Here is a 19,710-nt window from a genome sequence, read left to right as displayed (position 1 = left end):
CCTACATCCCCCTGCCATTATCACGATCCTGCGCCCTCTCACGCGGCGCAGGAGCCACGTCTGGCGTTTTCCGTTCTGGCTCCTGGTGACGGGTCTTTACGATCGCCGCGGCCGCCCGAGCCGTAGCCTGCGCCAGATTTTGCATCTCATAACCGTTGCGACGCAAGGTGCGGCTGATGTCGTCCCACTGCTCCTGCGGAATGGCACGCAATTCGCGCGTCGCAATCCGATTGCGGGCCTTCTCGCCTGGTGAGCGCCCTTCCTGTCGCATGGCCTCGATCTCATGGCTCAGCCGGATCCACCTCTCCGTGTTCTTCTCAAAGGCGAGTTTGGTGCCGGTCAGATCAATGGCCAGCGACTTGTACGGATGTCGCCCCATGTCGCCCGCAATCCTGTTCAGGATGTCCTCATAGGTCACAGGGGCCTTGTCGCCCAGCGGTCGGGAAAAGGTCTCCGCTTCACGGACGGGCGCTTCCGCAACCCGGGTCCAACACCGATGAACATGCCGACTTTCAGCCACATAGCTCGTAAAGCCCGTCACCGCCATCGTGCCTCGTGGCATCGCATTGATATGTTCGTCCGAGGTAATACCCTGAGCCGCATCAATCGTCATGGCATGGCCAAATCCGAGACGAACCCGACCGGTTGCCGGATCTGCCAGGCTCTCCCAGGGAACCATACCCGTGACACCCCGCTGGTTCTTCAGGACCAGTCCGTGGTCATCCCAGCCCTGCACATCCACAAAATCACCGTTCGAGCCCAGCTCGCGCCAGCGCGCCCCGTGGGGCGTCTTCACCCTGCACCGCGTTTTGGCAAAAAGACGCACCCGGTCGCCAACCGACATGGGCAGATCATACTTTTCGCCGCGCTGATCGATTGCGGCACGGACGATCTCCTCCTTGCCAATCTCACCACGCACACGGAGCCGATCCCTGACCGCCGCACTCAGCGCCATCACGTCCTCATTGGTCGGGGCAGACATGGTAATGCCCCGCTTCGCGCCCGCTACAGTCAGCATGTCACGCCGACGCAGATAGAAGTCCGCCGTATCCGCCACGACCTGCGCGTGGTCGCCACCTACCAGCGTGAACGTCCCGTCCCGACGCTTCATGTCGATCGCGGCCCTTGCCCGTCCTGTATCCTTGTCGCGCTGCTCTATCTCGCTCAGCCTCAGATCACGCCCGGGACTGCGGAACATCCCCGCAATCTCGCGATCACGCGCAGTCTTCTGGCGAATGGTGGTCAGGATCTCGGGACGCGCCTCCTGGGGCATCACGCGGTTCAGGATCTCCACACTGTCACCCGCCTCGATGGCCTGCGCCTGTTCACGGTCCGCAAGAATACGCACGACAAAGCCCATTTGCTCCTGCAGGCGAAGAATCTGCAAAATCTGGCGCGGGGCGATCTGGCTGGCCTCGTCAATGACGAGCACCGCGTTCCGCTCGATCTTCAGCCGCCCGGCTTCGATCTCCCTCAGCAGCGGCGAGAGAGCGATGGTCCGCTCGATCCCGGCATCCTTGAGCGCGTCCGCCTGCCGCCAGGCAAGGGCGGTGCCCAGCACCTGCCTTCCATCCTCCTTCCAGGCCGCCACAAGCGGGGACAGCAGTGCTGTCTTGCCTGCGCCAGCAACACCGGTCAGAAACCCCAACTGGCCCGCCTGCCCCAGGGCGTAGATCGCAGCGAGCTGTGTGCGCCCGTGATCGGGCTCGCGTTCGAAATCGAGAGACGAGGCCGCAATGGCCTTTGCGATATCCTCTGGTGTGAGTGCCCCTTCCTGGTTCCGGGCCGCAGCACCGGCCAGCCTCCCCAGTTCCTTCTCGATGGCCAACTGCGCGGTCGTCGTGATCCGCACCCGGCCGTCCTGCTCCTGCTCGATAAAGGCGACCCGCTTGCCTTCGATATCGATGCCCCGCTCCGAAATCATCGTGGCGACAGTCTCTACATCGCCCGGCCCCTTGAGCCCCGTAGCGATCAGGCCATGAGCCGCGTGGAGGCGGAATGCGTCACGATCGAGAACCGCTGAGGTATGAAACTCCTCGGCCAGCAGCTTTGCCGCGATCTCGTAGGCCTTCTCATATCGCTCGGCATCCGTGAGTGTGGCAGCCTTTTCGTCCGTCAGGACGGTCTTGTGGCTCCAGCCCATTTCGGCCGCCTGTTCCCGCCATATCTCGCGGTCATTGGTGCCATCGTATTTCTTCGAGCGGTATGCCAGATTGGCCTGGTGGAGCACCTTGAACTTCTGGTCGGCCGACATCGTATTCCAGTCACCGCCCTGGCGTTTGACAAAGGCTTTCGCCTGCTGTTCGGCCTGCTTGCTCCGCTTCGAAAACGCCTCACACACCTCGCGCGGAATGGCGTCGATGACGATTGCCTTGCCTCGCTCGTCGGGACGAACCTGAACCCCCAGTTCCCGAAGAAGCTGGCCCAGCTCCGCCTGAAAATAGGCGCCGAACAGATGGGAGGTCGTCTTCGTGATACGGGCCGTGTCGAGGGAGCCAAGATGGCCGCTTTCCGTTGCGACCGCGTTGAAGACCGGATTATGGATATGGGCCTGCGGATCACCGGGAACCGGAATTTCCACGGACGCCGTAGCACCCCCGGCACCATCCTGGATGTGCATGGCAGGACGCGCCGTGTAATGGCGAAATGAGACCCAGGCCACCTCTCCCTTCTCGATCGAGACCAGTCCACCTTTCCCTCGCCTTGCGACCCCGATCTCGTTGGCGATCAGAGACATCGCCCTGTCATTGGCGCGCTGGATCGCATGCCAGATCAACGCCTGTTCGGCTTTCGTCGCAGCAAATTCGGCGGCAAGCGTCACCGACTTGTCAGGGGAGGCCGTGAAATCAACCGCAGAGATTGTGCGGTTCGCGTGATTACCTTCCCATTTCTCACCGTCGGACGCCCGCTTGCACTCAAACAGCCTTGCAAGGTCCAGGTCAGATGGCGGCCGACTGATATCAATGCCAAGAGCATCCGCTATTCTGGAATCAATATTCGGCCCCCAGCATCCACGGCCATCCCGCCCTGTGTAATAGCTGTTAAGCCTGTCACCGGTCTCAACGTCACGATTCACGTCGCGATCCGTCCGGACATCCGTCTCCGGCGCCAACTGATGTTCGCGAAGGTACGCGACAATCAGTTTCCCGGCCCCGTCAGCCGAAAGCTTGCGATAGGTGATCATGGCGCGGATGCCCCACCTGCCGCGATCCGCTCGACGGTGTCCTTCAGCCCACGAAGCTCAACGGTCTGCGCCTGAACGGCCGCCGTCTGCTGGGTGATGGTCTCCACAAGCTCCTGAATTACCAGCGCGATCTGGTTCTCACCCGCGTCATCAGGTTGAAGCACTGAGAGAATGGTTTTCAGAAGCTCGTGGGTCTCGGCCTGCCCCACGGAGATCTGTGTCAGAGACCTGAAGACAGCCTGAGCCACATCTGGCTCTGTCGTTTCGCGTTGCATGAATACCTCTCAAAGCCATGGCATGAGAGGCCAGCATGACGGATCAGATTGTGACCGCGCGTCGTTCGTTTACAGGTCGGCTGCAGCCTCATTCGGCAGGGCGCTCAGAGCTTCGGCAAGCACAGCCTTAACCGCGACACGATTGCCCGTTGGCAGTTTACCGATCGCCTGGGCATCGGACGCATCGATCGTGGCAATTTTCGCCGTCCGCACCATGGACGGCGCAGGCAACCCCGCAGCCGCAAAATCCGTGATGACGACATCCTGGGGCCACTGCCTGTGTGCGGACGACGTGACCATCAGGACCCACAGAAGATCCGGAGCCCCGTCCGCCACGACAACCCGCACGACCAGCGCCGGCCGCTGCTGTCGCACGGGCCGGTTAGTATACGGAAATGGCACCTTGATGATGTCCCAGACCTCAAAGCCCGGCATAAGCTTCCGCGTCTTCACGGCTGTTCCATTCGCCAAAGGACGCGAACGGATCATCCTGCTCGGGCTCGGTCGTGGCCCGGGTAAGAACCACACGCCCCTGCTCGATCACGTAAGCGACCGCATCGCCCGGCTGGAGCCCAAGGGCCAGCCGCACCGACTGCGGGATGGTAGTCTGAGACTTGCTTGTGAGTCTGCTTGTAATCATGATCCGAAGGTAAGGATTATCCTTACTGAACGCAAGGGTAATCGATCACGATGCTCGCCTGCCCGGCCATCGTTTGTTCAGGCCTGGTCGCTATGTGGCCCGCCCGTCTCAGTCAACATGGCCCGCGCGGGCGCAGACGTCGCAATGTAAGCGGCCACCCTCGCACTGCTTTCACGAATACGCTGGCGCCGGGCGTCGCGCACCGCAGTGGCAAGAATATCCCGGATCAGGGAGGCAAGAGGCACACCACGTGCTGTCGCCTCTTCCTCAAGATCGCGACGAAGATGCTCATCGAGACGAATGGATACAGGCCCTGCCATCGCACTCTCTCCTCTCACGGGACCGCAAGCGTCTAACCGATATTCATATCGCCGTGCCGCAGAACGCAACCACTGCGACCTGATTCCCCGGCCGTCAGACGCCTGCTGACGCTCTCGAGACCAGACCTTCTGGGGCGCAGACGCCCCTTACCTTCTTTCCGGTTGGAGAGTCCCCGAATAGGGGGCACCCGAAAGGGTGCATTTGTATATGGAAAAACTCTTGAGCTGACGTATGAGTGAAGTACTCATGATGGAGTCAGTATGCAAACATGACATGATATTGATGTATCCACGATGGCATGTTAATGGGCTCAGACAAGGCCATAGAAGCCGCGAGAGCACGAGGAACGGCAAAAATGTCGGCAGCAAGCATCGGGATCGAAGGGGCATTGGCGGCGCTTGATGGCGCTGCTAATGGCAAAGCCCTGCGTGCGTGGATGGAGCAGCATCGCGAGGCATTGCTGGCGCACCAGGACGGCCGCCGGATCGACTGGCGAGCACTTTGCGACTGGTTCGCCTCAGCAGGGCTACTCAACGGTAAAGGCCAGACGCCGACAATCCGCTGCGCCCAACTGACATGGTATCGTGTCGGCAAATGGCTTGAGCGACGACACGCACGCGCGGCCTCTCGTGAGGCCGAAGCGCTTCAGCGCGAGGCCGAGCGTGAAGCGCTGCTGGCGACAGCCAGGCAGGAAGCGGTGGAAAGGCAGCAGGGCAAGGAGCGGGAGCGCCAGGCGGTCATGGAGCGCATGGCGTCAGCCGAGCGGGCCGCAGCCTGGCAGCGTTCGGAAAAAGCACGGCTGGAGGCTGAAGCGCAGCGCGCCGCAGCGATGCGCCAGGCCCGTGCGACACCCATTGCAAGCGAGGTTCCCGCGCGCCAGATCGAACCGGTCCTATCGGAAAGCGGGGTTGAACTGGTGACACTGGACCTGCCCAAGATCGATGGCGTGTCGCTTGCGGCCTACACGCCTTTCGACCCGTCGCTGCCGCCGGTGCGTCAAGGCGACATAAACCCGTTTACAGGGAACGCGTGGGAATATGGTGACGACCTGCCGGGTTATCCAAGCAAGAGACATTACAGACTTGAGGATGACTGGCTCCGCGACATCGGTCGTCTGCTACTGTCTCGCCACAAGACGACACTAACGATGACTGAGGACGAAAAATCTGCCTACCGCGTAGCACGTGCCCGCATCCGCAATCTCAGACTTTAGGACATTGGTGCTGCTCTAAAACGCGGTCACAAACTGCTGGGCGATACTTTCTGAACGCGGGCATGTCGCTCGCTGTTTCAGGAGATATCGACCTTATGACAGCTTCACCCTCCATGCCCTCTCCGACGAAGAAGCGCGCCCTGTGGCGGATCGGGCGCGGCCGCAGCGGCGGCAGCCTTGGCTGCGGCGCGATTGCGCGTCGGGCTATCGGTCTCGGCCATGGCGTCCTGGTGGCGGATGGCGACATCAACAACCCGATGCTTTCGCGGATGTTCCCGCCCGAAGGCGCACACGGCGTCGCACGACCGAAGGACGCGACGCTTGAGACCTGCAAGACGTGGCTGGCCGACACGCTTGCCAGGGCTCTGGAAACGCAATCCTCCATCGTGATCGACATGGGCGGGGGAGACCGGATCAGCGAAGAACTCGCATCGGAATCCGATCTGGGACATTTCCTCGCCTCGTGCGACCTCGTGCCAACCTACGCCTATTTCACGGGCCCGGAGCGTGACGATTTCGAACATGTCTATCGCATATGGGAAACTGACGCTTTCAAGGGGGGCGACAGCGTTCTTTTCCTGAATGCAGGCCTTCAGCGCAATGCAAGCCGGACTGTCGATCCATTCAAATGGCTGCGCAACGATCCCCGCTTCAAAGCGATGCTTCAGGCAAAAGTTGTCCCGGTGGACATGCCTGCCCTGACCTGCATGAAGCACATCGAAGAAGTCGGGCTTACAGTCTTCGATGCGGTCGATGGAAAACCCGGCCGTGACGGGCGCCCTCTCAACCCCCTCTGGGCGCACATGGCCAGGAAGTGGCTGACGGACTTCTCCACGGAAATGGAAGTTGAAGGGGTCACGGAATGGCTGCCCTGACCGGAGCCGTTTCGGCGACGGGGCCGGGGGAGGCGCGCGAGCGGCTCCTTCTGGCCCTGCACGACGCCGGTATTGCGGTGGACAGTCCACTTGGCATCCTGTTCGCCCTGCTGGGCGAACAGGTCGCGCTGAGCCGCGAGATGGTCGGGCAGGCCATTACGCGGATCGAGCACGCAGAAAAAATGGCGTGCTCGGACCTGACGCGCCTGCGCGATGAACTGGCCACCGGATACGAGCGCATCCAGGGCATGAACCTGTATGTGGAAGGCCGGATCAAGGTCGAGCAGCAGCAACTCGCGCAGCGCCAGCAGGAGACGATCGACCGACTTGTCGCGTCGGTCGTCTCGGGGCTGAAGGACGCGGTGTTCGACAAGCTGCGCCAGCGCATTCCGCTGACGGAAGGGCTGTTCTACCGCGAGATGCGCTGGCGGGCCTATGCGCTGGTCTTTGTCGCGGCCGCGACACTTCTGGTGTCGGGAGCCGGGCTGGCCCTGTTCGTGACATGGCCCGAAACCCAGCGGGGGCGGTACTGCCTGACGCATGGCCACCGCGATGTCCACAAGGGACAGGACTGGTGCGAGCTGACACCGCTGACCGATCCCGGCACCCCCTGACCAGAGTGCGGCCGCGCCTGCGCGGCCGCGACGCATATTTCCGCCTTCCCCCGAATTTTCAGGCCGACCCCGGACGGCTTTGCCAGGACAGACGACGATGCCCCAGACCCAAGCAGACAGCGCGCACGACCTGTCGAGTGTGCAGCGCCGCCAGGCGTTCATGGCGCTCGGCGAAGCCGAATGCGACGCGATCCGCGCCGTTCAGGCGCTGATCGACCGTGAAATGCCCCGCGCCCTTGAAGGCTTCTATTCCCAGCTCCGGGCGACACCGGAAACACAGCGCTATTTCTCGTCCGACGCACAGATGCAGCGGGCGAGCGCCGCCCAGCAGGACCATTGGCGACATATTTCCACCGCCCGCTTCGATGAAACCTACGCCGCGCGCGTCAGCGCGATCGGGAGCGTGCATGCCCGGATCGGGCTTGAGCCGCGCTGGTATATCGGCGGTTATGCTCTGGTACTGGATCACCTGATCCACGCCATTGTCGCGGAGCTGATGCCCCGCCCTGCCCTGCTGTCCCGCAAGGGTAAGGTCGACGCCCAGGAACTGGGCGACATTCTGGGGAGCCTCGCGAAGGCGGTCCTGCTGGAAATGGACCTGACGATTTCGGTCTATCTGGATGAGGCGGAACGGGCGCGGGAACAGGCCCGCGCGCAGGCTATCCAGCATGAGCAGGATATCGTCACCAGCTCGTTTGGAGCGATCATCCAGGATGTCGCGCGCAGGAACCTGGCGCGTGATCTGGTGGCACCGGTCCCAGACTCCTATGCGCCACTGCGCGATAACCTCAATGTCGCACTGGGTTCCCTGCGCGAAGCGCTGGACACGGCGTCCGAGACGGCCCGGCTGGTGGATACACAGGCGGGCGAGCTGCACAGTGGCGCGCGGCTGCTGGCGCGCAGGACCGAGCACCAGGCGACATCCGTGGAGCGGACCGCCGCCGCAATCGAAGAGATTTCAGCCACCGTCACCTCGACGGCGTCGCGGGTTTCCGAGGCTTCGGCCTTCGTGGGCCGATGCCAGACGATGGCGGAGACGTTCTCGGACATGATCGAACGCGCGACAACGGCCATGGAGCAAATCGAGCGGTCTTCGCAGGCTATCGGGGAAATCACCGAGGTCATGGACACGATTGCGGCTCAGACCAATATCCTCGCCCTGAATACGGCGGTGGAAGCCGCGCGGGCCGGTACTGCCGGGGCCAGTTTCCGGGTTCTGGCGGAAGCGATCCGGGATCTTGCGGGCAAGGCGGGCGACGCGTCGAAAGACGTGCGACATCTTGTCGCGGGTTCACGCGAGCATGTCGCGGCCGGTGTGAGGGTGATGAACGACGCCACGGGCGGCATGCGCACGATTGTGGAAAACGTGACGGAAATCGGCGCGCATCTTCAGGCAATCGCCAATGCCGCACAGGAACAGGCGGCGGCGCTGCAGGACGTGAATGGAGCGGTGGCGACAATCGACCAGGGCACACGGGAGAACGCGGCGATGGTGGACCAGACTTCGACCGCCAGTGTGGCGATGGTCCACCAGACCCATGAACTCCGCGCCCTGCTCGAAACCTTCGCGCTTGGAACAGAGACAGCCGCAAGGCACGTGGCACGCTAAGCGTGTGTCCAAAACCGCGCAATGCCATACCACCGGCAACAGAAAAGGGCCGCACCTGGTGGCACGGCCCCTTTTCGATGGAAGCGCCTGGCGGGCTCAAAAAGGTATTTCGTCGTCCAGGTCCTGGGATACCTGCCCGCCCGCATCGGTTCGGGGAGCGGCCGCCCGCGACGGTGCCGCGTAATCGCCACCGTCCTGCCGTTCGCCACTGCCAGCGCTATCGAGCAGCACCAGCTCGCCCCGGAAACGGTCAATGATCACTTCGGTGGTAAAACGTTCCTGCCCGCCCTGATCGGTCCATTTGCGGGTCTGCAACGCGCCTTCGAGATAGACCTTGCGACCCTTGCGCAGGAAGCGTTCGGCCACATCGGCCAGACGCTCGTTGAACACGACAACGCGGTGCCATTCGGTGCGCTCACGCCGCTCGCCGGAAGCCCGGTCATTCCATGTGTCGCTGGTTGCCAGCGGGAAAGACACGATCTTCGCCCCGCTCTGAGCATGACGGACTTCGGGGTCCTTGCCGAGGTTGCCCACGAGGATGACTTTGTTAACGCTACCGGCCATGTGATTTCTCCTGTTTGACTGTGAGGCGGGATATCTTCAACCGCTCTCGATAAATACAGATTAGTACAGACCAACAAGCACAGCAAGAGAAAAACGCCACAAAACCGCAGAAAACAGCCACTAAAAGCGATATTTATTGTCCGAACAGCGCCTTTTATTGCTTGCTCGCAGAAGTAACGCGGACTGTTTTACTAGACCATATCCTGCCGGGGCGCGGGGCGGCGAGCGCCCGCGACTGCAACGAGAGTGCAGGGGATGGAGGCGTTTTTCTGAGCCACATCCTGCCATCAGGCCTGACGGGGACAGGTGCGGGTGGTCCTCACCGGAGCGTCCTGAACAAACCGGTTGTCCTGCGGGCAGCGCGGGGCCTCGGCCCTGCGATGCACGCGGGACAGCCCAGGTGCGGTGAGGGTCGCGCAGCCGCGCCAGCGGGGGCCGCAGGCCAGTGTGGACGACCCGCACCTGGCCCCGTCATGATGAACGCTGGATGCTCGGCCGCAATCCCCGGAACGTGCCCCCTGTCGCGCCCCGCGCGACAGGGGGTTGAGGCGCAGTCACGCTCCCCTCCCCCACCATCCGATACCCCTCACACCAGCGCACCAGGCCAGACCGGCACCCGCGTTACCGGGATCCGCCGTATGGCCGAGACCCCGCAGGGGGCTCGGGGCGCAGCCCGGGTCACGGGACCCCGAAGGGGGAACGCCCGATAGCTTCCCCTGCCCGTGCGGACTGTGGTCACAATCGCGAGGCGTATCCTGCCTGTGCGACAACAGGAGGATTGTATGGGATGGGCATAGAAGATCGAGACTATTACCGCGAGGAAGCGCGGGCGCGCCTGCGCCGTGCGGCGCGGTGGCGTCCCCGTCGCAAAGAGACCGGCCCGCTTTTGTGGCCGCAGGTTGTTGGCTTCCTGGTGCTGCTGGGGTTGATTGCGCTTTTGAGGTAAGCGACACGGGCGCTGAGAGGACCGCAAACACGGCGCACGGCGCGTGTTGGAATACAGCGCGTCGCATAGTTTTTTTCCGTGAAGCGTTACCGGGGCTCTGCCCCGGCTTAAGCTCTTCCGGGGCGAAGCCCCGGTCGATCTTCACCCCGGCCTGGCTTCCGCCAGGTTGGTGGGGCGTGGGCGCGTCAGTTGCGCTCCAAGGACTCCCGCCATTTGGCAAGGCGTGTCATGACCGGGCCGATAGAAAGCCCTGCGACAAGAGTAAAAATAGCGGCCGGAAGCAGGATCAACAGGAGCGACTGCGTAAAAACATCCATCTCAAGATCCCTCCTTTGTGTCGATAGTATAGGGAACATAGGCCAGCAGAGTCAAAGAACATAGTTCCAGCATAGCCCCCAGCACAAATGACAAGCCCGCATGAAAAAGGTTGAGTGCGGTGTAAGCTGTTATCAGGGGCGTTAGAATACCGAGCCCCCACGCGCTAAGGGCCAAAGTCTGAAAAATCGTCGCCAATGCCTTGAGCCTGTCTTCCTGATGCTTTGGTGTCTGTGGGGGCGGTAGCAACGCCCGCAGGATGGGGTGTGAGGGGGGTTTGTCCATTCTTTTTCCCGTGTCTGTATCAGGCCGGGGCGTGAGCCCCGGCCTTCTGGTATCAGATACCGAGTGCGTCGTCGGCCAGCGCGGCGGCTTCCTGCGTGAGGGTGCGGCTGTTCTGCTTCCCCTGATAGGGTTTCCAGTCCTCGCCGATCAGCTCGGCATAGGCGGAGCAGGCCCCGTTTGCGATGCAGGCGAGGGCATACGCCTTCATGCCGTTTTCGGCGGCGATACGGCGCAGGCCATCCACGCGGTTCTCGCCGCCGTCGATGCCCATGCGGTCGGCGTCACGGCTTTCGTTGGCCCATTGGTCGCGCGCATCCTTGGCGATCATACGGCGGCTTTCGTAGAAGTTGGCGGACCCGTAGGCGGAGCGCACGAGACCATCCACCAGCCGGTCAAGGTGCATGCGCAGGGCTGTTGTGTTTTCCTCGCCCCGGATCAGGGACACCAGAACAGGCCGCAGGGCGTCGTGCTGGTCGCGCAGCATGTTGGAGCCAAGGCCGGTCAGTTCGTCGGGATCGACGCTTTCCAGCCCGAAGGCCGGAACCATTTTTGCGATCTGGTCGTCATTGGGGGTCAGCCGCAGCACGTCGGCAAGGGTGGGGGCGGAAACCTGCCTCCGGGCCTGAGTCTGCTGGAACTGCTGCACGCGCTTGGGGGAGAGTTTGCCGGGCTTTTTGACGTTCGCGGCTTTTGTGCCTTGCGCGGTGGAGAGAGCCTGAGCCATAGCGGTGTTTGCGTCGGACATGAAACGTACCTTTCATTTCTGGCGAAGTCCCGGCTTGGTGTTGGTAGCACCGGCCGGGGCGCCTGTTCGGGGGAGACCCATTCCCGCCCCGACAAGTCAAGATTAGTACGCCCCGAAGAACGACGCAAGAGAAAAATACACAAAACCCGCAGAAATCAGCCAATAAAAGCGATCTTTATTATCCGAACAGCGTCTTTTATTGCTTGCAGGACGAAGTAAAACCGATTGTTTTACTAGACCATATCCTGCCGGGGTGCGGGGCGGCGAGCGCCCGCGACTGCAACGAGAGTGCAGGGGATGGAGGCGTTTTTCTGAGCCACATCCTGCCATCAGGCCTGACGGGGACAGGTGCGGGTGGTCCTCACCGGAGCGTCCTGAACAAGCCGGTTGTCCTGCGGGCAGCGCGGGGCCTCAGCCCTGCGATGCACGCGGGACAGCCCAGGTGCGGTGAGGGTCGCGCAGCCGCGCCAGCGGGGGCCGCAGGCCAGTGTGGACGACCCGCTCCTGGCCCCGTCATGATGAACGCTGGATGCTCGGCCGCAATCCCCGGAACGTGCCCCCTGTCGCGCCCCGCGCGACAGGGGGTTGAGGCGCAGTCACGCTCCCCTCCCCCACCATCCGGCACCCATCACAGCAGAACACCAGGCCGCACCGGCACCCGCGTTACCGGGATCCGCCGTATGGCCGAGACCCCACAGGGGGCTCGGGGCGAAGCCCGGGTCACGGGACCCCGAAGGGGGAACGCCCCACAGCTCCCCCCGCCCGCCCCGGATTTCAGCCCACGGATCGCAGCCGCCGTGCCCCGCCCATTTTTTGGCTCCAGCACAGCCCAACCCCAACCGTTCCATTTCCAACGGACCGCCCGCAAGAGCTTCATTCACCGCGGCCGAACGCTCCAGTCGTCGGACTTGCGGCCGACCGGCCGCAAGTCCGTGCGAGGGCATTGAACACGGCACTTTCGCTTTGAGGAGCACGCTCCCGGGTTGTCCACGCAATCCAGCACGTAGTGCCGTAGCGCGCAGCGCGGAGCAGCTTATCCCCGGAGGCCCGCGCCCCCATAGCGCATAGGGCCTCTGGGGATAAGCTGTGGTTTGCGCGGGCAACACCTCCACGGGAGCCTCCTGCGGTCACAAGCCGTGCGCCTAAACTCACAGGCAGGATGATCTTGGCTCGTGAGAAGGAAAGGATGCGACATGGCGCGACAGGGCGATCTGTTCGGATGGAAGCGGCCGCGGCGAAGCCCGCGGAAGCTTGCACACGCGATTGACACAGGCGATCACGGCTGTGTCTACAGCCCGGGGATGCGCATGGTTGCACTGTTCCAATGCAACCGGTGCGGCTGGGAGAGCAAATGGCGTGAGATGCCGGGCTGGGCTGCAACCAGACGCGGCATCGCCTGCGAGAGCTGCGCGACAGAGGCAGGTCCGGGCCAGACGGCGAAGCCGGCCTGCCCGGAAAACGCCGACCGACAGGCCGATCAGAACGGGATCGCGTCCCAGTCCTCTCCGTAGAGCGCTCGCATGCGCACGATGTGACGATTATAACGGGCGGCCGCCCTGCGGCCCGCCCGCGCGGCACGCCGGTTATGGGCGACCCACATGTCGCACCAGCGCGCGAGCTCCGGGAAATCCCGACATATCTCGCCGTATGGCCGTGTTGTCTCGCCCGCCACGCGGCCATAAACGTCCACGCCGGATATGACGCGACACGCCTGTGGTCCTGCGATCAGGACAATCCCGGCGACGGGATTGTAAAGCCGCTCAGGACAGGCGACATCGAAGCCTTCGAGGATCCGCCACGCCCCGATATCGGGGGCACGTCGTCCAACATGGCGCAGCCATGGAGGCGGTCGCAGACGCGGCCAGAGTGCGGCGATTCCGGGATCGATCGTGTAGAGTGTCCCGGCATCGGGCCAGCGCCGAAGGCGCGGGACAGACTGGACCGCCATAAAGGCGACCGGACTGAAAGTCCCATGCCCTCGGCAGGCCCCGCCCTGCCAGATCTCCAGCACCGTCGGATCGATCGCGGCGTGGTCACAGCACATCGCACTGAATACCTCGAATGTCAGGTGCCGGAACCGCGCCGACAGGCGGGTGAGCAGAGGCTGGTAGAAATCCTCGTGGTATTGCTCGGCCTGAAAACCCAGTGCGCTCCGTGTGGTCCACAATCCGCCCATGGGCGGAAGATGGCAGCGATCACCGTCCCCGATTTCGCGACGGATCTGATCGCGCAGGGCCGCGCGATCGGGACCCGGGCCGTGGCAGGACACGCGCACCCGCAGATCCTCACACGACATGCCCGGCCTCCGTTACCAGAACAGGCAGAGGTGCCGTGACGCAAAACCAGTGGCGGTACCACTCGGCCCCGGGATAGGCCGCATTGAGGCGATCGGCAATCGCCTGAGCCTGTTCGCGACAGGGAACTGTATCGCTCAGCTCGTGGTTCCATGATCCGTCGACGACAATCCACCAGCCGGCACGTTCTGCGTAAGTCTGCGGGTCATCGGCAAGCTGCCATGGCTGCGCCGCCAGTGGTGGCTCCGGGGCAGCCGGATCGGCCCTGTCGGATGGCGCGCCAGCGCAGGCCTGCCGGGCCATGGGTTCGAACAGGCGACACAGCGCGGGATGGTCTTCCGGCCGGGCCTGGGCACCGGCGGTGGCGCGGATCAGCTCGTCCACCAGCCGCGCGCGCACACTCTGGACCGTATCCTCCGGTGCGACAGAGACCGAAAGCAGGGCGTGGCTTGCACCGCCGCGACAAAGACTGGCAGGCAGGGCGCTGGCACGGCCGCGCCAGACACGGACGGGGGACAGGCAGGGATTTTCCATCTCGTTTTCTCCTTTGAGATGTCGCCCGGCCTGCATGGGTGGATCGCCGGGGCAACGGCGCGCGCAGCGCGGGCTTGCCGGACCGTTGCGGCGGCGAGCCATCCCGTGCGGGACCATTGGTCCTGTTGGCGGTCACAACCCTCTGGGCCAGACTGCCTGTGTTTGGCTGTTTGAGAGGTCTGATGTCTTTTTCCGTTTCTGCGCGCCGCGTCATCCGCCGGGCCCGTTTCTGTCTGGGGCTCCTGTGGTGGGGGATCGGCACGTATTTCGCGACACTTGTCGTCCTGTTCGGCCTCACAGGCCTGCTGATCGATGTCGCGGTCATGGCCGGTGCACACCGGCCAAGGTTTTCTCTCCCGGCCCTGTACTGGCTCGAACACCAGAGTTGGCCGGATCTCGCGAGCCGCGTCGTGAGCCTCATGACGCGGCTGGACAGAACCTTCCGCTTTGTCGCCTGCGGCATGGCCGCAGGCGTTGTCGGCCAGAAAGCCTGGCGCGCGCGTCAGGCCGCCATCGCCTCAGGGGCCTCCGCCGCATCATCATTGGCGCGACCCGCGGCCTGAAGCAGGAACTCCACGGCCGCCGAAGCATGACGGGCCGCAATGAAAATGGCCTGCCGGTCAGATTTCATAACGCGCAACCAGTGCTGGATATAAGCAGCATGGCGGGTGGTGGACGGAACACCCATCACCGCGCAGAGCTGCGCCGCTGCAATCTCCGCCACAAGCTCTTCCATCTGGTAGGCGTCATCGCCAAAGCGCTTGCCAAACGTGCGGGCCAGACGGTGTTCAGCTCCTGACCAATGCGCCATCTCATGCGCCTCGATCCGGAACAGGTCCTCGGGTGTCGCAAAGGCCGAGGGAGGTGGGCACTGGATGTAATCAAGGGAGGGCACATAATAGGCCTTGTCGCCCCCAAAGCGGATATCCACCCCGGTGGCGGCGACAAAGGCATCGAGATCCGCATTGGCGATCTGTGCCACGGTCTGATCCGCCTCAGGCCCGGCATCGGCGATCCCCTCGATCTGATCGCAATTGAATACCGTGAAGCGCTTGAGGAAGGGCACCGCGCGCGGATCCTCGTTGCACTCACGCGCCCTGTCCTGCTCGTTTTTCGGGACATAGGTGGAGGCCATGACGACCTGGGTGCCACGCTCGCCCTTGCGGACATGCCCGCCCGCCTCCTGCGCCTGCCTATACGTCATCCATCCGGCCGTTCCATAGCCCGCGGACATGCCCGCGATCCAGAGAAGCAGAACGTTGATCCCGCTGTAGCGCCGTCCCGTATGGGCGTTGTGTGGCAGGGTTGAAACACCCCGTGTGGCCCAGGGCCTCGTCCAGGGGATATTACCGCTTTCGACTTCAGCGACGATCCGCTGCGTCACCTCGGTGTAAATGTCCAGGCGGTTTTGAGTGTCTGCCTTGTCGCGTGCCATTTTTCTTTCTCCACGTGCGCTGCCGCCCTGCGGGGCTGCCGATGCGCAACCGGAAGGGGCCGCGAGTGGCGGGCGTGGCATGCGCAGCACGGGAGCGAAGCGGACGACCTGGCTCCGCCAGGTTGCCTCGCACGACAGCGGCCCCAGAAGGGCGTGTCGGCTGTCCCGCAGGGCAGGACGCTCTCTTTCAGCTTTATCCTTTTCTGGTCTGCTTCGGGTTTCTGCTCTTTTTGGAGTGTCGCCTGCTCTTCAGGGCAGACCCTGCTCGACCAGCCCCAGAAAGCCCGACAGGGATACGCCCTCGAACGTATAGGCGTTGGCCTGGGCGTACGCCGTCCAGGCCAGGACATTGACCGTCAGGGACACCGCAGCCGTGGCTGCGAGTGCCCAGATGCACCAGGTGCGATGTTTTTCGTCTGTCGCCATGGCTACATACCCAGGGCGCGGCGATAGATGTCGAGCAGCGTTTCCTGCTCTTCCACCTCGGCAGGCTCCTGCTTGCGGATACGGATGATCTGGCGGATCACCTTCACGTCAAAGCCGGCCGATTTGGCCTCCGTGAAAATATCCTTGATGTCGCCCCCCAGGGCCTTGCGCTCTTCTTCAAGCCGCTCGACGCGTTCGATGATGCTGCGCAGCCGGTCGGCGGCAATGCCGCCAACGGCCGTGGTGTCCGTTTCCTGGTCTTCGAATGTGCCGTCAAGCATGGTGGTAACTCCCTGTTGAAACATCGTGATACTCGGGTCGTGGATAATCCCTGTGCCCGCTTTCGAGAAGGTCCAGCCACCGCGAGGTCCGCGGACATAAGAGACCGCCCTTGGAAAGCCTGCGACGCATCGCCGTGCGCTGCTCACCGGCTCGCTCAGCGAGCGTCCGCTCGGACCATCCAATCACCAGACAGGCCCGCGCGACGCCGTGGGCACACAGTGAGGGCCTGTTCCCAAGCCCCGTGATCGTGAGTGCGAAGGGAGACACATACCGCTGATGCAGGCCGCGCAGCGCCTGCAGCCATGCGAGAAACTCCGGGTCGGCCGGTGTTCCCCGGATCCAGCGCCGGATCTGGTGCCGATCGATTCCGGACCGCCGCTCCACCTGCAGAAAACCCCAGCCAATAGTGCTGAGGCAAAGCTGGATCTCGCGGCCGCAGACAGGCCGGGGCGTCGAGGCCCGCGTGCCTCCAAACCCGCGATCCCCGTACCGCGCAAACTCACCCGGCACTTCTCCACGGGCTTGTCCACAGATTCTGGGGATAACCATGCCCTCAGACATCGCGGGCCTCACCGTGTCCGCCCCATGCAGGGAAAGCCGGCATGACGCCAGGCGCGCTGGCGGCGTCCCAGCACCACCAGCCGTCCTGGCCGTAGACGTCACGATAATAGGCTGCTTTCTCGGCACGACGGGCCTCATAGGCCTCGTCGGTCCGGCCGAACACCTCCATCGGTGTGCCACGCGGATGACCCGTATCCGTCAGCACGAAATCAGGATGGACGGTGTCGCGATGCGCATCGAAGCGCAGAGGTTTGATAAACGACCTGCTGGCCACACAGAGTGCGCGTGCGACCCGCAGCTCGTGACTGCTGGCAACTGGAATCAGCGTATCGGGCTCTACCTCCATCAGTGCGATGTCGTCAGCCCGCGCCTGGACGATCTGTCGCTCGCCCGGCCGGACCAGACGGGCCGTGGCGGCCACGAGGCCAATCACGCGAATGTCGCGATCCGCACGCTCGCGTGCCAGGGCCGTCATGGCCATGGGAAAGCGACGCCGCAGGGAGGCTGCCCAGGCCGCTTTGCCCGAGATCCGCAGATCGTAATCCTGCGCGCCATCGAAGCGGACGGAGACGAACTCCCCGCCCTGCCTGCCCGGAAGCAGGACGATCCGGTCCACGGCCCCGATAAACAACACCCGCCACTCTGCCGCGCAGCGCGCGACTGTCGCCCGGACCAGTGCTGGCGCGTCCGCATCCCTATAGCCGACGACCGCCAGATAGTCCGCGAGCGTATGTCCCCGCGCCGGCACGATCTCGCGCGAGCAGCGCTCCAGCTCATGTCGCACACCCGGCCACCAGCGGCGCCGGCGTCCTACGCCGGGCGACCAGGCGCTCAGCCCCGCTTCCTCCCACAGGAGATGCAGAAGCCCCAGAAGCGTCATGCGTGTCTGTCGCACGCCCCCACCCCCGGCTCCATTCTCCGCCCCGACCGTCCGCTCTGTCGCCTCGGCGGCCTGGTCCCGGCGTCGCAGCCCGCAGGCGAGGGCGACACGCTGGCGTCCATCGGCCATGGGCTGGATGACGCCCTGCGTATAGCCATCGCGTCCGCTGCCTCGTGGATCCCGCTCGTGAAACGGGCAGCTCACGCCGTGGAGCTCTCCCTGCCCTGGAAAGCGCGCGAGGTGATAGGCCTGAACGACGCGTCCGCCTTCACGCCGCTCGCTGCGACGCACGACAAGTTCGACTGGCGCACCCTGATGGCGACAGTCGCAGTGCGGCCTGCGATCCGCGCCGTGAACACTGGCCAGAAGGGCCTGCCAGCGCGCGGCCCGCTGCTCATCCCCATCCCAGGAACGACGTCCGCGACTGCCATCGGAGAAAGTGATCCAGTCACCCATGACGGACATCCGCGAAAAAGCGGCCTGCCGCACCGCGGCGGACGTGCCGGGCCTGGCGCAGGCTGAGCATCCGGTAGCGACCGGCATGATGGGTCTCATGAATGAGGCCGGCGTTCTCAAGCTCTGTCAGGGCGACGCGCACCTGGGCGACGGGCACGAACAGCTCATGCGACAGTTCGTCGGCCGTCGCACCCGACTTCATGGTCGTCGACAGGGTGCCAAGGATCAGATCCCGTGTCGCATTGCCCTCGACGCGACGTGTCTGCGGCATCCACGGCACCTTGACGTAAACGCTGTGGCCTACGGCTGCGACTTCACCAGCCGTAATCATTGTCTCGAGAACCGGGGCAAAAGCGCCCAGCAGATCCCGAGGCACGCCCGCGCGCAGCTCCAGCGCCGTGTGAGGTCCGCGCTGCAGAGCGTCGCGCACGACGCTCAGGATGGCCTTCATCGCGTGATCGCGTTGAGGTCCGGACATGGCCTCATATGAGATGACTTTGGGTGTCGGAATGGTACGTCGACGTGGCATCAGGTCTCTCCTGGTTGTGCCCGACCAGAATGAATCAGTCAGTTGTGACCGCGGGACGTCCATCCGCGCTCCGGCGCGCCTGCATCAGCGTGTCCCATAATCTGAGGGTGATATCGGTCAGACGGGGGTCGAAGAGCCGACCGCGCTCGTTCAGCACCATCTCGCGCACGATACGCAGTGAGACCGCCGGCTTGTAATCCCGGGGCGACGCCAGGGCGTCGATATAATCGGCAATGGCGATGACCCGGGCCGGCACGGGAATTGTCGCCCCCGACAGACCCACGGGATATCCGCTGCCATCCCAGTGCTCGTGATGAAGCAGAAGGCAGTCCGCGACATCCTGGGGCACGGCATGGACAAGGCGACAGACGATCTCCAGGCCGAAAATCGGATGCAGCTTCATGACCGCCCATTCGGCCGGGCTCAGCCGCCGGGGCGCATGCAGGATTGTCGGAGGAATGAGGCGCTTGCCGATGTCGTGCAGCCGGGCACCCAGGATGATAAGTTCGAGCCGACGGGCATCCGCCCCCGCCTCACTGAAAATGAGCGGGGCCATGCTGGCGACACGATTGCCGTGTCCATCAAGCTCGGCGCCGGCCACATCTGCCAGATCCCAAATCTGGCGTGGTTCCGTTGCTGGCGCCATCGCGGCCTGGCGAACGGACGGGATACGTACTGTCATGACCGACAGTTTGCGCGCGCCGATTGTGACCGCGCGCGCAGGCCG

The 19,710-nt window shown here is 63.7% G+C and carries 22 protein-coding genes; 6 read left to right on the top strand and 16 right to left on the bottom strand.

Features of this window, described 5'->3' with window-relative positions; genetic code table 11:
- Position 1 precedes the first annotated feature (1 nt).
- From mobF to J2D77_RS13830, 5 genes are all read right to left on the bottom strand, one after another.
- On the bottom strand, positions 2–3,184 hold the full coding sequence (mobF, locus tag J2D77_RS13850) for a MobF family relaxase (protein ID WP_207846921.1): 3,183 nt from the start codon (positions 3,182–3,184) through the stop codon (positions 2–4).
- Positions 3,181–3,432: a hypothetical protein gene (locus tag J2D77_RS13845; RefSeq protein WP_207846920.1), complete on the bottom strand. Its 252-nt coding sequence runs from the start codon at positions 3,430–3,432 to the stop codon at positions 3,181–3,183. Before J2D77_RS13845 ends, mobF begins: the two co-directional genes overlap by 4 nt.
- Positions 3,433–3,528: 96 nt before the next feature.
- Positions 3,529–3,912: a type II toxin-antitoxin system PemK/MazF family toxin gene (locus tag J2D77_RS13840; protein WP_331000170.1), complete on the bottom strand. Its 384-nt coding sequence runs from the start codon at positions 3,910–3,912 to the stop codon at positions 3,529–3,531.
- Positions 3,881–4,099 (bottom strand): AbrB/MazE/SpoVT family DNA-binding domain-containing protein, encoded by a 219-nt coding sequence (locus J2D77_RS13835; RefSeq protein WP_207846919.1) that lies wholly within the window; start codon positions 4,097–4,099, stop codon positions 3,881–3,883. Before J2D77_RS13835 ends, J2D77_RS13840 begins: the two co-directional genes overlap by 32 nt.
- Positions 4,100–4,176: 77 nt before the next feature.
- Positions 4,177–4,419, bottom strand: a complete 243-nt coding sequence (locus J2D77_RS13830) for a BrnA antitoxin family protein (protein WP_230975822.1) — start codon at positions 4,417–4,419, stop codon at positions 4,177–4,179.
- Positions 4,420–4,775: 356 nt separating this feature from the next.
- Here J2D77_RS13830 and J2D77_RS13825 point away from each other — a divergent pair, with 356 nt between their 5' ends.
- The 4 genes from J2D77_RS13825 to J2D77_RS13810 all read left to right on the top strand — a co-directional run bounded on the left by J2D77_RS13825 (position 4,776) and on the right by J2D77_RS13810 (position 8,731).
- The gene (locus J2D77_RS13825) at positions 4,776–5,633 is read left to right on the top strand and encodes a hypothetical protein (RefSeq protein ID WP_207846917.1); all 858 of its coding nucleotides are present in this window, start codon (positions 4,776–4,778) and stop codon (positions 5,631–5,633) included.
- 95 nt (positions 5,634–5,728) lie between these two features.
- A complete protein-coding gene (locus J2D77_RS13820; RefSeq protein WP_207846916.1) occupies positions 5,729–6,508 on the top strand; it encodes a hypothetical protein in 780 nt (259 codons plus the stop codon).
- Positions 6,496–7,122, top strand: a complete 627-nt coding sequence (locus J2D77_RS13815) for a hypothetical protein (RefSeq protein ID WP_207846915.1) — start codon at positions 6,496–6,498, stop codon at positions 7,120–7,122. The genes J2D77_RS13820 and J2D77_RS13815 overlap by 13 nt, the downstream gene beginning before the upstream one ends.
- Positions 7,123–7,219: 97 nt before the next feature.
- The gene (locus tag J2D77_RS13810) at positions 7,220–8,731 is read left to right on the top strand and encodes a methyl-accepting chemotaxis protein (RefSeq protein ID WP_207846914.1); all 1,512 of its coding nucleotides are present in this window, start codon (positions 7,220–7,222) and stop codon (positions 8,729–8,731) included.
- Positions 8,732–8,827: 96 nt separating this feature from the next.
- Here the strand turns inward: J2D77_RS13810 and ssb are convergent, their stop codons facing one another.
- A complete protein-coding gene (ssb, locus tag J2D77_RS13805; protein WP_207846913.1) occupies positions 8,828–9,295 on the bottom strand; it encodes a single-stranded DNA-binding protein in 468 nt (155 codons plus the stop codon).
- 787 nt (positions 9,296–10,082) lie between these two features.
- On the opposite strand from ssb, the gene J2D77_RS13800 reads away from it, so the two are divergent.
- Entirely contained in the window at positions 10,083–10,241 is a 159-nt protein-coding gene (locus J2D77_RS13800) for a hypothetical protein (protein ID WP_207846912.1), read from the top strand.
- Between the two features lie 185 nt (positions 10,242–10,426).
- Here J2D77_RS13800 and J2D77_RS17470 read toward each other — a convergent pair whose 3' ends face one another.
- The 4 genes from J2D77_RS17470 to J2D77_RS13785 all read right to left on the bottom strand — a co-directional run bounded on the left by J2D77_RS17470 (position 10,427) and on the right by J2D77_RS13785 (position 14,414).
- A complete protein-coding gene (locus J2D77_RS17470) occupies positions 10,427–10,558 on the bottom strand; it encodes a hypothetical protein (RefSeq protein WP_269142563.1) in 132 nt (43 codons plus the stop codon).
- Positions 10,559–10,893: 335 nt separating this feature from the next.
- Entirely contained in the window at positions 10,894–11,586 is a 693-nt protein-coding gene (locus J2D77_RS13795) for a hypothetical protein (protein ID WP_207846911.1), read from the bottom strand.
- 1,477 nt (positions 11,587–13,063) lie between these two features.
- A complete protein-coding gene (locus J2D77_RS13790; protein WP_207846910.1) occupies positions 13,064–13,882 on the bottom strand; it encodes a hypothetical protein in 819 nt (272 codons plus the stop codon).
- A complete protein-coding gene (locus J2D77_RS13785; protein ID WP_207846909.1) occupies positions 13,872–14,414 on the bottom strand; it encodes a hypothetical protein in 543 nt (180 codons plus the stop codon). Before J2D77_RS13785 ends, J2D77_RS13790 begins: the two co-directional genes overlap by 11 nt.
- A gap of 182 nt (positions 14,415–14,596) precedes the next feature.
- On the opposite strand from J2D77_RS13785, the gene J2D77_RS13780 reads away from it, so the two are divergent.
- Positions 14,597–14,977 carry a hypothetical protein gene (locus J2D77_RS13780; RefSeq protein ID WP_207846908.1) on the top strand — a complete coding sequence of 127 codons (381 nt, stop codon included), beginning with the start codon at positions 14,597–14,599 and terminating at the stop codon, positions 14,975–14,977.
- Here the strand turns inward: J2D77_RS13780 and J2D77_RS13775 are convergent.
- The 6 genes from J2D77_RS13775 to J2D77_RS13750 form a co-directional block, all read right to left on the bottom strand.
- The gene (locus tag J2D77_RS13775; protein ID WP_207846907.1) at positions 14,917–15,849 is read right to left on the bottom strand and encodes an ArdC family protein; all 933 of its coding nucleotides are present in this window, start codon (positions 15,847–15,849) and stop codon (positions 14,917–14,919) included. The two genes, J2D77_RS13780 and J2D77_RS13775, sit on opposite strands and share 61 nt — an antisense overlap.
- A 249-nt stretch (positions 15,850–16,098) precedes the next feature.
- Positions 16,099–16,275 carry a hypothetical protein gene (locus J2D77_RS13770; protein WP_207846906.1) on the bottom strand — a complete coding sequence of 59 codons (177 nt, stop codon included), beginning with the start codon at positions 16,273–16,275 and terminating at the stop codon, positions 16,099–16,101.
- A 2-nt stretch (positions 16,276–16,277) separates the two neighbouring features.
- Entirely contained in the window at positions 16,278–16,556 is a 279-nt protein-coding gene (locus J2D77_RS13765) for a DUF2312 domain-containing protein (RefSeq protein ID WP_207846905.1), read from the bottom strand.
- Positions 16,557–17,110: 554 nt separating this feature from the next.
- The gene (locus J2D77_RS13760; protein WP_207846904.1) at positions 17,111–18,454 is read right to left on the bottom strand and encodes a DUF1173 family protein; all 1,344 of its coding nucleotides are present in this window, start codon (positions 18,452–18,454) and stop codon (positions 17,111–17,113) included.
- The gene (locus J2D77_RS13755; RefSeq protein WP_207846903.1) at positions 18,447–18,983 is read right to left on the bottom strand and encodes a winged helix-turn-helix domain-containing protein; all 537 of its coding nucleotides are present in this window, start codon (positions 18,981–18,983) and stop codon (positions 18,447–18,449) included. The genes J2D77_RS13760 and J2D77_RS13755 overlap by 8 nt, the downstream gene beginning before the upstream one ends.
- A gap of 34 nt (positions 18,984–19,017) precedes the next feature.
- Entirely contained in the window at positions 19,018–19,665 is a 648-nt protein-coding gene (locus J2D77_RS13750) for an HD-GYP domain-containing protein (RefSeq protein ID WP_207846902.1), read from the bottom strand.
- Between the last annotated feature and the right edge of the window lie 45 nt (positions 19,666–19,710).

It is taken from the genome of Acetobacter garciniae (assembly GCF_017377735.1).
Taxonomy (GTDB): domain Bacteria; phylum Pseudomonadota; class Alphaproteobacteria; order Acetobacterales; family Acetobacteraceae; genus Acetobacter; species Acetobacter garciniae.
Note: the sequence above shows the minus strand (reverse complement) of the source record. Positions and strands in the feature narration are given on the sequence as shown.

Bases quoted from the DNA above. Each gene is read 5' to 3' on its own strand.
- mobF (WP_207846921.1), bottom strand. From the start codon at position 3,184: ATGATCACCTATCGCAAGCTTTCGGCTGACGGGGCCGGGAAACTGATT.
- J2D77_RS13835 (WP_207846919.1), bottom strand. From the start codon at position 4,099: ATGATTACAAGCAGACTCACAAGCAAGTCTCAGACTACCATCCCGCAG.
- J2D77_RS13830 (WP_230975822.1), bottom strand. From the start codon at position 4,419: ATGGCAGGGCCTGTATCCATTCGTCTCGATGAGCATCTTCGTCGCGAT.
- J2D77_RS13825 (WP_207846917.1), top strand. From the start codon at position 4,776: ATGTCGGCAGCAAGCATCGGGATCGAAGGGGCATTGGCGGCGCTTGAT.
- J2D77_RS13820 (WP_207846916.1), top strand. From the start codon at position 5,729: ATGACAGCTTCACCCTCCATGCCCTCTCCGACGAAGAAGCGCGCCCTG.
- J2D77_RS13815 (WP_207846915.1), top strand. From the start codon at position 6,496: ATGGCTGCCCTGACCGGAGCCGTTTCGGCGACGGGGCCGGGGGAGGCG.
- J2D77_RS13810 (WP_207846914.1), top strand. From the start codon at position 7,220: ATGCCCCAGACCCAAGCAGACAGCGCGCACGACCTGTCGAGTGTGCAG.
- ssb (WP_207846913.1), bottom strand. From the start codon at position 9,295: ATGGCCGGTAGCGTTAACAAAGTCATCCTCGTGGGCAACCTCGGCAAG.
- J2D77_RS13800 (WP_207846912.1), top strand. From the start codon at position 10,083: ATGGGCATAGAAGATCGAGACTATTACCGCGAGGAAGCGCGGGCGCGC.
- J2D77_RS17470 (WP_269142563.1), bottom strand. From the start codon at position 10,558: ATGGATGTTTTTACGCAGTCGCTCCTGTTGATCCTGCTTCCGGCCGCT.
- J2D77_RS13795 (WP_207846911.1), bottom strand. From the start codon at position 11,586: ATGTCCGACGCAAACACCGCTATGGCTCAGGCTCTCTCCACCGCGCAA.
- J2D77_RS13790 (WP_207846910.1), bottom strand. From the start codon at position 13,882: ATGTCGTGTGAGGATCTGCGGGTGCGCGTGTCCTGCCACGGCCCGGGT.
- J2D77_RS13785 (WP_207846909.1), bottom strand. From the start codon at position 14,414: ATGGAAAATCCCTGCCTGTCCCCCGTCCGTGTCTGGCGCGGCCGTGCC.
- J2D77_RS13780 (WP_207846908.1), top strand. From the start codon at position 14,597: ATGTCTTTTTCCGTTTCTGCGCGCCGCGTCATCCGCCGGGCCCGTTTC.
- J2D77_RS13775 (WP_207846907.1), bottom strand. From the start codon at position 15,849: ATGGCACGCGACAAGGCAGACACTCAAAACCGCCTGGACATTTACACC.
- J2D77_RS13770 (WP_207846906.1), bottom strand. From the start codon at position 16,275: ATGGCGACAGACGAAAAACATCGCACCTGGTGCATCTGGGCACTCGCA.
- J2D77_RS13765 (WP_207846905.1), bottom strand. From the start codon at position 16,556: ATGCTTGACGGCACATTCGAAGACCAGGAAACGGACACCACGGCCGTT.
- J2D77_RS13760 (WP_207846904.1), bottom strand. From the start codon at position 18,454: ATGGGTGACTGGATCACTTTCTCCGATGGCAGTCGCGGACGTCGTTCC.
- J2D77_RS13755 (WP_207846903.1), bottom strand. From the start codon at position 18,983: ATGCCACGTCGACGTACCATTCCGACACCCAAAGTCATCTCATATGAG.
- J2D77_RS13750 (WP_207846902.1), bottom strand. From the start codon at position 19,665: ATGACAGTACGTATCCCGTCCGTTCGCCAGGCCGCGATGGCGCCAGCA.